The organism is Vibrio aerogenes (genome assembly GCF_024346755.1).
GTDB lineage: Bacteria > Pseudomonadota > Gammaproteobacteria > Enterobacterales > Vibrionaceae > Vibrio > Vibrio aerogenes.
Genome location: NZ_AP024861.1, coordinates 3,742,638 through 3,758,945, shown reverse-complemented (window position 1 = coordinate 3,758,945; position 16,308 = coordinate 3,742,638). Strand labels below are relative to the sequence as shown.

Below are 16,308 nucleotides of genomic sequence, written 5' to 3'. Positions count from 1 at the left end.
TTTATTGCTCCGCCTTTGGCAGATAATCTTCAATTGAATCGACTTTATCAGTTTTATTGTTCCAGTAGATTTGATTGACTTTATCCCATGGGATTGGGTCGATGGTGACTCCGGCTTTTTTGGCCCGATCAATGACGGTTCTTTTAGTACCACTTTTCGGATTTCGATAATGATCCAAAGTGAAGCCATTATAATCTCGTTCCGGTTCCAGTGCTGGTGGTAGTTCAGTAACATAAGTATAAGTCATACATCCGGCTAACCAGACTTTTGCGTGGCCATTGGGTAATAAGCCAAAAACAAAATCTGTTTTGTAGCAAGACTGTTTTTTACCATCCCGGCTTGTATAAAAATCTTTAGTTTGGATATATTTGCGTACCTTTTCTGGTACATCATATCTGGTCACATAGAATTTAGGTTGATTGACATAAGAAACCCAGTAAACATAGATACTGCTGGGTAATACCTTGGTGCCACTGCCAATTTGTCTGCTGGTGATATTGACCAGTGGATTTAAAGGTATTCCAAAACCGTCATAACTATTATTTGATAGCCATTTTTTTGTTTTTTCTATGCCATTTCTCCATGATAATTGGGTGAAGTTATGGACTAAGACTGTCCAGTCTTCGGCCTCATTGACACCATATGCTCCTGTCACCCGAACGTTATAAAAGCTGGGAGTCGCTATGGTAATTTTCCATGCGGGCATATCTTTCGGGGGCGATGAGGCACAGCCAAACACTGATACCAATGTAAAAATACAACCAAGGCCAAATTTAATCATTTTTATTGCAGGCAAAAACTTCACGTTCATAATGTCCATGTTTGAGATTGGGTGGATTAGCGATCCCGGTTGACGATGAATGATGAATCAAATTAAGCTGCATCATTTTCTGTTGAAAACTTTGATGCGACAACGAATTACTTAATGTATTCATATCACCACTTTTTGCCATTTGAAGTATCTCCTGACATAGTTTTCCGTAGGGATATTTCTCTTTTGTTACTGAATTTAACAGGGTATCAGGTACGGTATAATATAGCTCATCTGGATCTGTCCAGACCGGGTAGTTATTTTCGTTAATGTCCGAAACTGGTACACCATAAAACTCAGCCAGTCCATACATCACCCGCAGATACAGTCGTGATAAATCCCCTTCGACAATCCGCTGAATATATAATTCGCCGGTAATTTTCCACTCGGTACGGCGATCACTGTTGCCCCGTTTGCGCTTCTGTTTTTTAAACCGGATCTGATAATCGGCCATATTCCAGCCGGCTTCTGCCTCCATCTGGTAAGTTTTTTGCAGTTTTTCGGTCAGCTTTGCCTTCACACGCTGATATTCGCGTTCAGAGAACCAGTCATCATCGATGATTTGGGTTTTTTGTGCGATCTGCTTATGTTCAAACAGCGGCAGTAAAAAATCCGGCTCGAAGGACTGGCGTGAAAAATAACCGCCACCAATATCCGAATGGGCACCGGGCAGCGACAGTTCATGAAAATTCTTTGCCGGATTAAACCGGTTCAGGCAGAAGTTATAGCGGTACTCTGTTTGTGAAGAGGCAGTCAGGTGGACCGCATGTTTCACCCGTTTCGGGTCCAGCCACAGGCGCACCTTTCCGTTCCGGGTATTATGGGGGGTAAAGTCGAAGTGGTTCATCTGGGCAATGGCCGCGACAGTATCAAAAATTCCGGCAAAGGTGACTTCACACTGCTCATTGTTTTTCCAGTCAAACACCGGGGTGAGAAAAATCTGCTCTTTTTGACAGGTTTTACGCAGCTTTTTAGCAAACTGACTTTTTTTCCCGTCGAGGACGGTATGAATAAAATGGCGGGCTGCTGCCGCTCCCCGGCTAAAACCAAAGGCATCAAATTCGAATTTAGTAATTCCATCAACTAGTTCAGGAGAACGTTCTTTAATAAACTTGAATAAGTCAGGTATTTGTTCACATAACTGTTTTATCCCTGTAGAGACTTTGGCGGTGACGCCATAATCCCCGGTACCTAATCCCTGACCTAGTGTGGATTCATCAGCTTTGGCTATTTCTGTACTATTACCTGTACCGATACCGGTAATATATTCTTTATGATAGAAAACAGAATTGTCATCGTTAAAAGCTTTTTCCATGTATAAATCATAAAGTTTCTGTACATTAGTCCACTCATTGGCAGCGCTGCTTTCCACATCTTCATCTTTTTGCCAGAACCAGTGAAAATCGTCATCATTAGGAAATTCCAGGCTTTCCGCTGGCCAGTCTTTGAAAGGCTTGTCTTGATTGGCGAGGTAATAACCGCGCCAGGTCCCGGCGTAGGCGTCCAGTTTTTTCTTTCCCCAGTTGGCACTATAAGTATTATTCGCCGTACCATCAAAAAACATGCCCAGCCGCAGGGTGATGTAATTCGCGCCCTGTATTTTCACCACATAACTGTTATCCGTGGCTAGTTTGAGTGCGCCTGCCTGACCTGCCCGGTGACGTTCCGGCAGGGTTTTCTGGGTTTTCCCTTTGGAGACCAAATCACCCATGGTGGCGTTCTGCAGCTGACGTTCGCTTGCCTCATGACCGGTCGGGTTCTCATCCAGCCACTGCTGCACCGGGTCATCGTCTGCCTGATTGGGGGTGCGCGCCTGCGCCTGTTTCAGCCATGGTTTTTTCTGCAAGCTGAGTGTTATCCGCCCCGGTGCTAACCCTTCCACCAACAGTGGCTGATCGCTGATTTCGATATCGTGTTTTTTGCCGCTGCCATCGGTCAGCGTGCCTTTGACTGTGTCAAAGCTCTGGTTGTGCTCATCCACCACCACCAGCTCAATCCAGTGGTCGTATTTTTCACACGTCGTGCAGTGACTGCCTGCGCCGGTTGCACTCATGCCTGATTCTCCTTATTGATTCTGTACAGGGTATTGCGTTCATCCGCGGTGAAATAAAACACATCGGCCAGTTGCTCTGCCGGGGTGTCGGTTTCCCGCGCCAGCGTGCTTAATGCCAGCAGTTCCGCTTGTGTATCGCTGTAATTCAGCTGTTGCGCCTGTTCCAGCGCACTCAGGATCAGGGCATACGGGTCATCGGGCTGATTCATGGTGGCGGGGATTTTCTCCCACCAGTAACGCTCCAGCGAACGGGCGTGCACATCTGTTTTGTACACCGGTTTTAAATGATGAGGCTGAATTTTCCACCAGGTGGCGGATTGCGGGGTAAAAGCAGCCTGTTCGCTGCGGTGATAACGGATTGGTGCCTTGTCTGCGATGCCGCACAAGCAAGACAAATTGCCCAGCAGTAAGTCCACTTCATCCTGTGCCATGGTTGCCAGCATCGGCAAGAGCACCTGCGGGTCATAAAACCGAAACAGCACTTCCTCACCATCCATGGCAGCCATCAGCAGGCTGCGCAGATGTGCCAGCATACCGGCATAGTCCGCCTGACTTTCAAGGCCAATGCCCTGACTGAGGATCTCAGCCGGAAGCTGGCAGGCGGTCTCAGCCCGGACCAGCCGGGGCGACATCGCCATCACCTGTGCAAAGGCCGGACCGGAGAATAAAACGCCGGTATCAGCCAGTGCCGCCTGAAGTGTTTCATGGGTTGCAGCATGTTGCTGTGCCTGCTCAAATGGCAGATACCCTGTGAGCCAGTAGCGGGATGAAGCGGGTTCGGCCAGCCAGAGGTGAATGGGTTGACTCATGCATCACCTCCGTTGGCGTAAGGGCAGGGTTTGACTGCTGCCGCATGTTTTTCTTCCGCATGTTTGAGGGCCTGTTTGGTGATTTTCGGCACATTTTCAGCCACCGTGGAAGCCGCCGCACCTGCTGCTGCCGCAACAGCTGAGGCCGCACTGCCACCCGCAGAAGCAGAAGAAGACGATCCACCCGCAGCAGACCCACCAGACGCGCCGCCACCGGATGACGAACCACCGCCGCCACCTCCTCCAGCGCCGCCGCCTCCGCCGCCGTTGGTCTGTTCAATTGCTCCGGTTCCGGCACTGCCGCCGCCGGAGCCACTTGGGTCGGTACCGCCACCGCCGCCACCTTTGGCGCTTTTCGGGCCTTTGATGTATTCAAGCTCATTAGGCAGCTCGGCCTCTTCTCCGGCATAACCGCTGCCACTGCCAGCGCTGCCGCCGGAGTTCAGGCCGACTTTCGCGCCTTTGAGCGACACACCGCCCGGATCGACTTTCACAAAGCTGCCACCGGCTTTCAGGGTCAGCTCATTTCCGGCTTCCAGCACCACGGTTTCACCGGCTTTGATGTGCACTTCTGTGCCGGTTTCATTCACCCACACTTTTCCGGCCTTGATATGCATTTCGCCATCAATCACCAGACTCTGATTACCGGTGATTTTCTCCCGGGTTTCTTCTTCCACCGTCAGATGACTGTCTTTTTTAATGTGCGTCCAGCGGTTGTTTTCAATCGTCAGGTGCCGGTCGTGTTTCACATGATGAATCTCATCATTCTCAGTAATGAGATCGGCATCTTTCTGCCCGTGGATAAAGATCTGCTCGCTGCCGGACTGATCTTCAAAACTCAGCTCGTTGTAGCCTTCGCCCTGATGGGTTTCGGTGCGCAGCACGGTTTTGGTCTTATTATCCGGCAACGCATACGGCGCTTTGTTGCTGGCATGATAGGTTCTGCCGGTCACGATCGGCTGATCGGGGTCGCCGTTGAGAAAAGACACCACCACTTCATGACCCACCCGCGGGATCATCACGGTGCCGTATTGCGGCCCCGCCCAGCCTTGCGAGACACGGATCCAGCACGAGCTTTTATCGTCGGTGTTGCTGTATCTGTCCCACGGGAAATGCAGCTTCACCCGGCCAAATTCATCACAGTAAATCTCTTCGCCGTCCGGGCCGACCACGGTGGCAATACACGGGCCGTCGACCTGCGGGGCAGGCTCAGGCATCGCGCGCCAGACTTTATCACCGGGGATGAGTTTAAACTGGTTGGAATAGGTGGTTGCCCCGGCGCTGCTGCCTTCTTCCAGTGCCTGTGGCTGACTGCCCTGATGGCTGGATGCCACCACAATCCAGTCGCGGTTCATCGCCGGGTCAAAGTGGTCGCCGACATAAAAATGCAGCCCGGCCTGCAAACGAGGCTGGTCACTTTTACCGGTCGCGGTGTGATATTCCCGGCGCAGCGCATCAAGGCGGATTTGGGTAAAGGCTTTGCCATTGCCATCGTCTTTAAACCGGCCGGGATGGTCGAAGTATTCATAGGTTTCCAGCTGGTTGATATTCACCGCTTCTGCGCTCTGCTGAAAGCTGTAGCCGGGCTTTTTGAGGCTGTAATCCTGCATCTGAATTTTGTTCGACTGCGACTGATAATGCTCGGACAGTGAAGAAATATAAGGTAAGTCGCTCACGCCACCGGAAAGGTTGTTATACAGCACCGGCTCATCACGGGTCGGGAAGCCTTCCGGATCATCAGTCAGCAGCAGAATATGTTTGTCTTTCTGGTGAATAAAGGCATACATGATCCCTTCTTCAGCCGCCAGCCGGTGGAAGAATTCCAGATCGGTTTCGCGATACTGCACGCAGAATTCCCGCTTGGCGCAGGTGCGTTTGATGCCGTCGATATAGTCGTTGATTTCCATCTCTTTCATCAGGATGGAGAGGATTTCCGGCACGGTTAAATCCTGAAAACTGCGGCTGTTGCGGCGCAGTGCCAGGCGCTCCAGCGACGGCACCAGCGTCAGGGAATAGAAAGAGTGATGATGGCCGGTGTCGCCGCGGCTGAAATTGCGCACAATGCCGTGCACCCACTGGAGCACGAAGCCATCACGGATCACTTCCAGCAGGGCAGTATGATCGACGATTTGCTCTGCCGTCAGCCCCGCGCTGCGACTGGCAAAATTAATCTGATAACGATAGCCGTAAACCGGGCTGCCCAGCCCGTCCGTCCCGGCGGAGATGGCATCGCAGCCCTGAAAATCACGCACAACCAGCGTGTCATCTTCCACCCCGTCGATGGTAAGACGAAAACCTAACCCAGACATAAGCATTACCTTTGTTGTACTTATACCTAAGTTATCTGCACTCTGAGGTAACTTAGGTATAAAGGCGAATTGAGATTATACGCATTTGAGATGAGTATTCACCCGATCTTATATTGTTCTCTTTGCTTATTAGGAAAAGTGGAAGGGAGTTAACGGTTTAGGTTTGTGCCTCTCAGTGACGACTTGAAAATATTTAAATAAGTACTTGATAAATCTCTTTTGCGAAATGCCATTCAGATCACACTATCTCATACTTTTTCCATACTTTTCCCGCTTGAATAACCCTGTTGTTCCCATTACTCTACTTTCGCACCGGCAAAATCTGGTGCACGGGCGTAGGAACCCCGTAAAATCAACAGGCGCATAAAACACTTGCTGATGCTGGTTGTTTTATGCGCAGCCTTTGCATACCTGAATTTTGGTGAGCTGGCAGGGGCGCTTCGGCGCGCCGTGTCCTGTTGAGCGGTAGTTCCTAACCCTGTCCAGTTCACCACCCGAAGTGTAGGAACCTTTGTTTGGTGATTTAATCTCATATAGCAACAGGATTAGATCATGTCTAAATCAAAACACCTTCCGAACTCAGTACAACTCAGGCGATACGGTAAAGCCAAACCTGCTTCACGCCTTGAACAGTGCCTGATGAACATCCGAACACCCGATATTCAGACCAGTGATTTCAACATTCACCTGAAAGCCCGTGAGTACCTGATGCTGATGCAGGCTGTGCTGGCTGGCCAACCACAAACCAACTACCGTGATTTATGGCAGGTACTGGCATTTATCCATGATTTAATTACGGTGTCTGAGCGGCAATATCTGGGCCATGAGCAGGAGATATAAGGCATGACGATGATAAACAGAAACGCAGAAAGCCTGTGCCATACACATGCAGGCCGGGTGCAGTCGCATGACGGCACAGACAACACGGATGCCATTCCGATGATTCAGGTGACCGGCGGCTGGCTGAAACAGTTCGGTTTTGAAGTGAAGCAGGCCTTGCGGGTGACGGTAAGTGAACGGCAGATGCTGATTGAGGTGCAGGACAAAAAGTAACCCTGTAAAAACCAGAGGCTGCTCTGGTTTTTAGTGACGGTTTTTCAAGTTCCTGTTTTTTAAGCCTCTGGTTTTTAAGCCTTTGCTCCTTTTTAAGTATTCCCGAGCCCTTCAACCATAACCGCCGCCGGTAGCACGGCCTGTCACAGCCCGGAGACAGATTCTTCCAGTGCTTTGGCCTGAATGGAATGGGCGGTGATCAGGTTATTCATATAACACTGAAACTGATACATTTGGTTTGTATTCATATCTTTTTCTCTCATCTTTTCCTGAAATTCCAGCAGCAATTCACGGGCTTTTTGGGCCAGTTCCGGATCATAAGGGATGGTTTCGAACATAGTGATGTCCCTGTCGCAGGTGTTGAAAACCCGGTCAGGTTAATGGATTTTATCCGCGCAGAAGTATGGAAAAAGTATGAGGTTGTGTGAGGTTGGTCATGATTGGCTTGATTCTAGACGGATTGATCAAGTTGAAAGTTTTGAAGTTTGGCCTCACGAATTTCTTGTTTAAACCGTATGAATACTGTCAAATGGCAATGTGCTTCAATTCAGTTCAACTGTGTAGGAATCGGGATGCTAAAAGAATTATTTGAAGAAATAACCCAGGGATGGAATCAGGCAACAAAAGAACAATTTACAGGTCACCCACTTGCTCGTACATTTCGTCAAGATTTAGAGGATCAAATTTCTCAAATCGCTTCTGAATACAATCCTTCATATATTGTGAAAGCTAGTGTTGGCGCTGGTAATTGGGCCAATGTGCCTTGGATTTCCATTCTTGACCCCGATATCACCACAACAACTCAAGACGGTATTTATCCCGTTTATCTTTTTAAAGCAGATGGCTCAGGTATTTATCTATCGCTGATTCAAGGCACAACGAATCCAACCAAAAGGCTTGGTAAGTCAGCAGCGGAGGCTAGAGCAAAAGATATTAAAGAAATGCTACTTCAGAAGCTGACGGGATTAAAGTCGTGGGGGATTGAAACTATTTCACTCAACGCAACGACAAGTTTGGGTAAGTCCTATGAGCAGCCGAGTATTATCGCAAAATACTATGATGCGAAGGCAATACCCAATGATGAATTGCTGAAGAAAGATCTGCTGGAATTGTTCGATTTTTATCGCGTTATCAAAGAAAAAGGATATGACCAAGAGAGAATTCTTTTTTCTCAACCAACGGAGAATCCTATCGTGACTGTACCGTCATTTCCCTTATCTAAGCCTTTCCTTTTGCTTGCAGGTATTTCTGGTACTGGGAAAACGCGATTCGTTCGTCAGCAGGCTCTTCGTAGCAACCCTAAAGGAGAACTACAAGACACCTTTTGCCAAATCTCTGTGAGACCTGATTGGCACGATCCGACGGATTTGTTGGGGTATACGTCGAGAATCACAGGGAAGGAAGAGTACGTTTCAACCGAATTATTAGCATTTATCGTCAAAGCATGGCAGGAAATTAGTCATGCCGGTCTTCAAATGCAAACCGATGCTACTTCTGGTGTTGAGTCGCAGTTGAAAGGGGTTCGTCCCTTTTGGTTGTGTCTAGATGAAATGAATTTAGCGCCGGTTGAACAGTATTTTGCTGACTACTTATCAGTGATTGAAACTCGAAAATGGGAATGGAATGACGACACGTTTTCTTATCGTTGTGATCCGTTATTGAAGCCAACCGTGATCAGAGAGTTACCAAAGGATGGTAAACAAAAATTAAGAGAGAAGCTAAATTTAGCCGGGAATGAATACGACGTTTTATGGCGGCGTTTCTGTGATTACGGTATTAGTATTCCATTCAATCTCATGGTCGCAGGCACGGTCAATATGGATGAAACCACCCATGGCTTTTCGCGTAAAGTGATTGATCGGGCTCTGAGTTTTGATTTTGAAGAGTTTTTTCCTAACCATTTTGATGAGTTTTTTGAGCCTGAAACTGAACCTGAAATTTTCTCTTATCCGACTTTTTCAGATGCGAAGAGTGAAACAGATAATTTACCTGACTGTGATACTGATGGACATTTAACGATCGCGTTTCTTAAGGATGTGAACGAAGTATTAAAAGGGACACAATTCGAATTAGCTTATCGTGCTTTGAATGAACTGTTAATTAGTGTTATTTGTGCACAACCTGAAACCGATGTTGACTTGCAGGCCGTTTGGGATGATTTCTTGATGTGCAAAGTTTTGCCTCGTATCGACGGTGACCACGACAAATTGTCGTCGTTGTCATCAAGCGAGACGCTTTTGGATACGCTGATGTCGGTTTTAGCTTCTCATCTCCCCTTAATTTGGGATAACACGCGTCCGGATGTTTATCGTAAGTCGATGGCTGATCAGTCGGCACAGCCAGTTCTTGCCCCTTGTCGGAGCCAGAAAAAGTTGCAATGGATGATAAATAAATTTAATCAATCTGGCTTCACTTCGTTTTGGCCTTAGAACAGGCAGGGTTTTATGGCGAGACATATTTACCTCAAAACTGAGCATTTTGAACTGTCGATATGGTGTTCTCGTATCGAAAAAAGTCAACGCATTCATGAGCAGGTCGTGAAGCGTCGTGGCGGCGCGCTGCAAAGTGCTCCGATATGTTTTGAACCTGCTTTGTCACTCATTGCCGATCCTGAATTAAGCGGTATTCCCTATCCTTTATCATCGGCTTCTTTCTGTGAAATATTGAAATTACCAAAGCCGATATTTTTTGATAATAAACAGTATCACTTTGAGTGGATCTTTACGTCGGGTCAACCTGTTGATTTCGCTGAAATCACCCATAAGTTAAAGGCTGTGAATGAGAGTTTTCTCTTTAGTCCAGAGAAAGGTCGGGGCCCAGCTAGAATCACCGGAAGTATTAATACCGGAAATAATATTGGCTGGCTGCGGCTGCCGCTCAAATATTGTATTGATGGGCAAGCATATGAGCTTTCAATAGCTTTTGAAGTCTTGCCAACCAAAATGGATTTACATAGTGATGTTGAAGCTATGTACCAAATGATTGATCGCGACTTTCCACTGTGGCGCTTTAGTTTGGCAGAGAAAACTGAACATGATATGGCAACCAGTCATCATCAAGGGTATTTCCCTTTATTGTGGTTGGCTAATTTTGCTTCTTTGCGCCGGGAGTTTGAGCAAGGGCTTCAGCGAATTGCAAAGATGCCGCATCGACAGCTACGGAGTTCAAAAAACTTCCTCAAAGCTGACCAATATAAGGGCAAAGTTCCAGAGCGTGTCGCCGAGAAGGTCAGAGAGGATTTGCAACATCACTACACTGGGCGACGGCATCGAGTTGAACAGAAGTATTTGAGCTTTGATACGCCAGAAAACCGTTTTATTAAGCAGGTCGTTTATGAATGTAAGACTCGGCTAGAGCTATTTCATAAAGAATTGGTGAAAATGAATCGCTCACCAGATAAAGGGAGATTATCACAAGCTTTTTTAGATGAAGTTTATCGCTGGCAAGAGCCATTGAAAAAAATGCAGGCACAACGTTTTATGCGTGAAGTCGGTCATTTTCGTGGGCTCAAAAGGGGATCATTGGTTTTACAGCAGCAGTTGGGGTATAGCGCTGTTTATCGAGTGTGGCAGGAGCTGAAACTTTATTTAGATGTCCTTGCCCATCAAGCTTGTGTGTCGGTGAAGTCAATCGATCAAATCTATGAGACTTGGTGTTTTTTGGTGGTACGAAAATTACTCATCGATGAGCTGGGTTTTGATGAAGTGGAACGAGAAAATCAAGTTATTAAAAGATCCGATTTATTTAGTTTTCATTCAGAATATGGCGAAATGGCTAGAGGGTTTAAATTTCAGCGAGCTGATGGTCTGGCAGCTGAGCTGAAGCATGAAGCCGAATTCAAGTCCGATGGGGCCATTCGATCTTATTTAGTTAACCAGCGTCCGGATATATTACTGAGGGTCACTTTTCCCTCTGGGAAACAGTGTATCTGGTTATTTGATGCGAAATACAGGTTAGAAAATACTTCTGAAAAAGACGGTGATAGAGTTCCCAATGATGCGATTAATCAGATGCATCGATATAGGGATGCGCTGATTCACATCAATCACAATTCTGGAGATGAATTAAAAACTCGACCAGTGTTAGGCGCTTTCGCCCTGTTTCCCGGTAGTGTCGATCAAACCTCTAGCACAAATGATTATGAGCAATCTATTCAGGAGATTGGTATTGGCGCTTTTCCGTTATTGCCAGATGCCAATCGTCAAGGATGTTTGTGGCTGAAAAATTTTTTAGAACAGCAGCTGGGGCAGCATCAACCCGCACATCGGTTACAGGATCAACTCTTTGTTCAAGAAGCCGCCCGAATTCCCTACCATGGTATGACGCAAGTACTTTATCCCGATTTGGTGATGACGGTAGCTTTAGGAGGGATGCGAGGTAGAACATCGTTATATTTGGATGCGTTTAAGCAAGGGAAGGCTGAGTATTACCATATTAAGGCTGCTACTTTTGATAATAAATATAAAAAGTCCGTCGTTCATGAGATTCGTTTTCTGGCGTTGGGTGAGACATCATCGCAGAATTCGCATACGAAAGAGATCCAACGGGTATGGCCGGTCAAAGGTGTGGTTTTAAAGCCACGTCGTGATATTTCAGAGGAGCAAGCGGGCAAACAAGTCGATTCTGATGAACTCTACTATCTGTTTCAGCTTGGAAAACCGTTAATACTACCGGAACCCGTTTTCAGAATGCCTCATCGTCCTTTCATTAAATCGATGTGTTTGACGACCCTTTCAGGGCTCACTTCCCAATCAGTCTTTGGAAAGCTGGATAGAGTTTATGATGAAGCTTTGGTTCGGTAATTACACCTATAGTTCTATGACTTTTGGGACGAGTCGTTCAGATTATAACAATTGCGAGAGGCCGATCAGAGTCATTCTGAACGTACAAGTGAACCGATTTACCTTAAATATACGCATCGATAAATGCAAAGAATAAATATATAGCCAACGGTCCCCCTCCTATGACAATGAAAGACCCAAACCAGTACCAATATTTGCGATAAAACGAGTAGCCTGCACAAATAAATAAAGCTGGAATATTAACAACACCGAGCAAAGGTACCAACATTAGCCCGGGATCTTCTCCAAAAAGCAATGTAATCAAATTGGGCCATTGAAAAAACCATAACCATAATGAAATGAACCACACCGTAAGCAAAGAAAATAAAGCCGTTCGAAAATAAGATCTCATTCCGATGACTCCTTAAATTCAAAGTTCAATTCTGTGATAAATGGCTTATATCCATGCTTTACATAGTGTTGCAAAATATACCATGAACGAAACCCATCTAATAACTCAAATTTATTCGTAGATCCATCTTTTACACGTCCCAAGAAGTGTATCAGTTCAGATATAAAGGACTGCCCATCAGTACCAGGTTTATTTTTACTGAGGAAAGATGGATGATTAATATCAGCAGAGTTCAAGCCAAAATGATCCTGAATTTTGTAGAGGAAGTCTCCTCTGATGTTATTTCCTTTATATTCCAGTTTTGTTGCATATATTTGCATTGACCAAATACCATGAACAGTTAACACTGTTCCATCAAACACACCTGTCAGCCGGGGGAGTTTCGCTCCGGTTTTTTCTGATTTCATATAATTGCTTGAAATATTTAAAATATCATTATCCAGTACTCCATTACTAACGTTATTTTCCAAGCAAAGAAGAAGCGCAGCATGAAACTCTTTTGTTGTCTTGTGCTCCTTGAGAGCATTGGTTAATAGAGAATTTTGGTAATATCCACCTTCATTACGCTCAAGTTTATCGACCATTTCAGAGAAAACATCTTTAGTCTTGCCAATCATCGAGAAACCAATCCCCTCTCCGAGGTCTCGCAATCGCTTAAAATGTTCTTCAGCAGATAAGGCAAACTGATCTTCACCGCACATTGTATATCCCTCTTTATACGAGGTGTACTGAGACTGTTTAAACGGTTTCATAAATCCGTAACCTTCAATAGTTTCTCTGGATTCATCACCATAACTCATGTCTGGCGCGTTGAAATCGTCCATCTGATGCTGCGTCTCATACACCAGAATCGGATAACTGCCGGATATGGGCTCCCAGTCTTCTTCCTTCGCATCAGATTTTCTACGCTGCTGCTCACTTTGCTTTTCTTTTTCTGCCTGTCGCTTTGCTGCCTTCTCCGCCTGCATGTCCTCATGAATTTGTTTTGCATATCGTTCCGCACTGGTTAGCGGGAGTGCAGTTTCAGCAAGGATTGCAGCAATGCTGTTTGCATCGCTCCAGCCATCGTAAGCCAGCGTCCCACATGGGACATGTTCCCACTGTACGCCTTTACACTGAAAGGTGATCACCTCGTGCATTGCTTCATCGCTGGAATGTACGGTGTGGGGCATCGTATCGCTGATGCTTGTGATGACAGCTTTTTGAAATTTAATTGAATAGAACTTTTGGTGATGGCCACTTTCATTCGTCCGGTAGAAATCAATGATTCCCTCAAGGTGTTCCTGTTTTGCAAAAGCGGTTGCCAGTAATGGTGATGCTTTATCTTTCGGTTTGGTAATTTGAATTCCACCATGTTCTATTTCCGGCTGATTGGGTTGCTTCGACATAGAATAGTCGCAGGCAAGAATTGTGATGTGGTCTGTGTGGGTTTCCTGATATCTGTTCCCCATAGAGTCTTTCGTATTACAACCACTGGAAATTAATCCTTGTTTTCCCCCGGTGAGTGTTAGGTAGGATGTATGTGCCACTATTAATAATCTCAATTGAGTTAAATTTATTATGCACATTAATGCATTCTACTTATATGACAATAGTTGAGTTTTATTTACGTGAGCTTCATTCAATAGATGACTTCAATTGAAGGAAGAGATTCAGATTTGCAACAAGGATTCTAACTCACCTCAACTGTTTCCAAACTCTCCCACACCAGCTCAACCAACACCGCCAGCTCTTTCTCTACCGCTTCATTGAGCGGATAACCGATATTTACCCGAAGGCAATCGCGGTAGCGATCGGAAGTGGTGAAGAGTGGCCCGGTGATAAAATAGTGGTCTTTTTGAGCGGCCAGAGCGGCCAGCTTGCGGGCGTCGAAGCCGGGGATTTGCAGCCATAACACCAAACCACCCTCCGGATGGGTGACGCGGGTGCCTGCGGGCAGTTGTGCGTCAAAATATTTCAGGAAGTGCTGCATGTTAAGCGTCAACTGAGTGCGGGCCTGTTTTAGATGCCGGGCATAGTGGCCGCTGTTGATGAACTCTGCAAGTGCATGTTGCATCAGTGCCGGCACGCCCTGACAGCGCTTCACATAGTCTGCAATATAGCGGCCGGGACGGCACCAGCCGGTCCGGTAAGCCGGGGAAAGACTTTTGGTGATTGCGCCGCACCACAGAATATAGCCCTGCGTATCGAAATAAGCGGCCGGTAATGGCGGTTGCCCGGATTGGTGCGATAACTCCAGATAGACGTCATCCTCAATCACCGGAATCCGGTAATGATTCGCCAGTTGTGCCAGCCGCTGCTTTTGGGCGACCGAAAGCGTGATGCCCTGCGGGTTCATAAATGTGGTGCTGAATAATCCGGCTTTGACCGTGCCTGCTTGCAGCAACTGCTCAAACTGATCCAGATCGATCCCGTCTGCGGTGGTGGGAATTTCCACAATCGGCCGCTCCATCTGCGATAACAACTCCAGTAAGCCGAGAAAGCACGGTGAATTGACCGCCACGGCATCGCCGGGCCGGGTGCTGACCTCCAGTGCGGTTTTTACTGCGTCGATACAGCCGTGGGTGATCACCAGCTCATCGGGTGTCAGGATGAAACCACTTTGGCTGAAATGTGTGGCAAGGGCGCTGAGAAATTCCGGCTCTCCCTGTGTTTGCGGATAAGACGAGAGCCGGCCAGCTTGCTGGCTGAGGGCGCGGCGGAAGCATTTGGTGAGCTGCTGGCTGACCGACTCCGGAATCAGAAGCTGCGAAATACCGGTCAGACCGGTTGGCGTATGAGATTTCGGCAGATAGGCGTGTGGGTCAGCCAGCTGGCTGATAAATGGCTGCCATTGTGGCGGGCTCATCTCCCGGGCTGGCGATGCGATAAAAAAACCAGCCTGCGGGCGGGCAACCAGCCAGCCCCGTGAAGCCAGTTCATCGTAACAACTGACCGCCGTCGACACGCTGATACTGTGCTGCCCGGCAAAGCGCCGCAGCGACAGCATTTTCTCTCCGGCGGGAAGCTTACCAGACTGAATGTCATGAATAATTTTGTCTGCAAGTTGCTGATATTTTGCCACTGCGCCCACCTTTCGCTTAACTGTACTGGTTAAATAATTAAAAATTGTATCTGTACTGCTTTGGCAATGCAAGCGACACTCCGGATAAATAATGACCAATACGAGGAGTGTATATGTCTGGCAGAGATTTGGCCCTGGCCGTGTTTGTGATGGCGATTTGGGGATTTAACTATACGATGATAAAGCTCGGGGTTTCGGAGATCAGCCCGATGTTGATTGCTGCCGGGCGGTTTTTTTGTGCGGCATTTCCGATGGTGTTGTTTGTCCGCAGGCCACAGGTGCCGTGGCGTTATCTGGTGGGGTATGGGCTGGTATTTGGTGTCGGGATCTGGGGCATGGCTTCCAGCGCGATGTATATGGGGTTGTCTTCCGGCATGACCTCTGTGCTGCTTCAGCTGGATGTGCTGACCACGGTGGCTGTCGGGGTGTTGCTGTATAGAGAAGTGATCACCCGGCAAGTTGCGGCGGGAATTATGATCGCTCTGGCTGGTGTTGTGGTTTCTGTGATCTATACCAACGGGAATGTCACGGTTGCCGGTCTGATTCTGATTATCGTGTCGGCAGTGTGCTGGCCTCTTGCGGGTGTAGTGTTGCGCCGCTCCGGTTCAAAATCACCTTTTGCGTTTAATATCTGGGGCATGGTGTTTGCGCCGCTGCCGCTGATTGGCCTGAGCGTGCTGTTTTATGGCCCGCAGGTGCTGGTGACAGCTTATGAACACTGGAATGGTCACGCCTGGCTGTCGGTGCTGTTTCAGGCGTATCCGACCACTATTTTCGGTTATTGGATCTGGAACCGGCTGGTGCTGAAATATCCGATGAGTACCATCGCACCGCTTACTCTGCTGACGACTGTCTTTGGTGTGTTGAGTGGCTGGCTGATGTTTGACGAGCAGCTGACGGCTGCACAGTGGGTTGCCTGTAGTGCTTTTTTACTCGGCATTGCGCTGGTGGTGATGCCGCCGGTTCGGTTGTTGTTCCGGAGGGCGCTGGTGGGTGAAGTGTAAATGATCAGCTTC

12 protein-coding genes are annotated in these 16,308 nt (G+C 47.4%); 5 read left to right on the top strand and 7 right to left on the bottom strand.

The annotated features are described in order from the left end of the window. Nucleotide 1: 1 nt before the first annotated feature. The 4 genes from OCV29_RS16805 to OCV29_RS16790 are packed head-to-tail and all read right to left on the bottom strand — an operon-like array spanning nt 2 to nt 5,982. Complete coding sequence (locus tag OCV29_RS16805; RefSeq protein ID WP_073606171.1) at nt 2-781, bottom strand: DUF2931 family protein; 780 nt, start codon at nt 779-781, stop codon at nt 2-4. Next, complete coding sequence (locus OCV29_RS16800) at nt 774-2,864, bottom strand: phospholipase effector Tle1 domain-containing protein (RefSeq protein ID WP_073606172.1); 2,091 nt, start codon at nt 2,862-2,864, stop codon at nt 774-776. Before OCV29_RS16800 ends, OCV29_RS16805 begins: the two co-directional genes overlap by 8 nt. Beyond that, a complete protein-coding gene (locus OCV29_RS16795; RefSeq protein WP_261887342.1) occupies nt 2,861-3,673 on the bottom strand; it encodes a DUF4123 domain-containing protein in 813 nt (270 codons plus the stop codon). The genes OCV29_RS16800 and OCV29_RS16795 overlap by 4 nt, the downstream gene beginning before the upstream one ends. Beyond that, a complete protein-coding gene (locus OCV29_RS16790; protein ID WP_261887341.1) occupies nt 3,670-5,982 on the bottom strand; it encodes a type VI secretion system Vgr family protein in 2,313 nt (770 codons plus the stop codon). The genes OCV29_RS16795 and OCV29_RS16790 overlap by 4 nt, the downstream gene beginning before the upstream one ends. A 552-nt stretch (nt 5,983-6,534) precedes the next feature. Between OCV29_RS16790 and OCV29_RS16785 the strand changes: the two genes are divergently transcribed. Together OCV29_RS16785 and OCV29_RS16780 are read left to right on the top strand one after the other, a co-directional pair. Further along, the gene (locus OCV29_RS16785; protein ID WP_073606123.1) at nt 6,535-6,822 is read left to right on the top strand and encodes a hypothetical protein; all 288 of its coding nucleotides are present in this window, start codon (nt 6,535-6,537) and stop codon (nt 6,820-6,822) included. 3 nt (nt 6,823-6,825) lie between these two features. Beyond that, a complete protein-coding gene (locus tag OCV29_RS16780) occupies nt 6,826-7,035 on the top strand; it encodes a SymE family type I addiction module toxin (protein WP_073606122.1) in 210 nt (69 codons plus the stop codon). Nucleotides 7,036-7,178: 143 nt separating this feature from the next. Here the strand turns inward: OCV29_RS16780 and OCV29_RS16775 are convergent, their stop codons facing one another. Then, entirely contained in the window at nt 7,179-7,373 is a 195-nt protein-coding gene (locus OCV29_RS16775; protein ID WP_073606121.1) for a hypothetical protein, read from the bottom strand. A 234-nt stretch (nt 7,374-7,607) separates the two neighbouring features. Here OCV29_RS16775 and OCV29_RS16770 point away from each other — a divergent pair, with 234 nt between their 5' ends. Beyond that, the gene (locus OCV29_RS16770; protein WP_073606120.1) at nt 7,608-9,464 is read left to right on the top strand and encodes an MrcB family domain-containing protein; all 1,857 of its coding nucleotides are present in this window, start codon (nt 7,608-7,610) and stop codon (nt 9,462-9,464) included. A 15-nt stretch (nt 9,465-9,479) separates the two neighbouring features. After that, entirely contained in the window at nt 9,480-11,837 is a 2,358-nt protein-coding gene (locus OCV29_RS16765; RefSeq protein WP_073606119.1) for a DUF2357 domain-containing protein, read from the top strand. Nucleotides 11,838-12,224: 387 nt separating this feature from the next. Here the strand turns inward: OCV29_RS16765 and tssD are convergent, their stop codons facing one another. Both tssD and OCV29_RS16755 read right to left on the bottom strand, forming a co-directional pair. Then, nucleotides 12,225-13,796: a type VI secretion system tube protein TssD gene (gene tssD / locus OCV29_RS16760; RefSeq protein WP_139281721.1), complete on the bottom strand. Its 1,572-nt coding sequence runs from the start codon at nt 13,794-13,796 to the stop codon at nt 12,225-12,227. A 104-nt stretch (nt 13,797-13,900) separates the two neighbouring features. Next, nucleotides 13,901-15,292, bottom strand: coding sequence for an aminotransferase-like domain-containing protein (locus OCV29_RS16755; protein WP_073606117.1), 1,392 nt, complete (start codon nt 15,290-15,292; stop codon nt 13,901-13,903). Nucleotides 15,293-15,405: 113 nt separating this feature from the next. Between OCV29_RS16755 and OCV29_RS16750 the strand changes: the two genes are divergently transcribed. After that, complete coding sequence (locus tag OCV29_RS16750; protein ID WP_073606116.1) at nt 15,406-16,296, top strand: EamA family transporter; 891 nt, start codon at nt 15,406-15,408, stop codon at nt 16,294-16,296. The last annotated feature ends 12 nt before the right edge of the window (nt 16,297-16,308 follow it).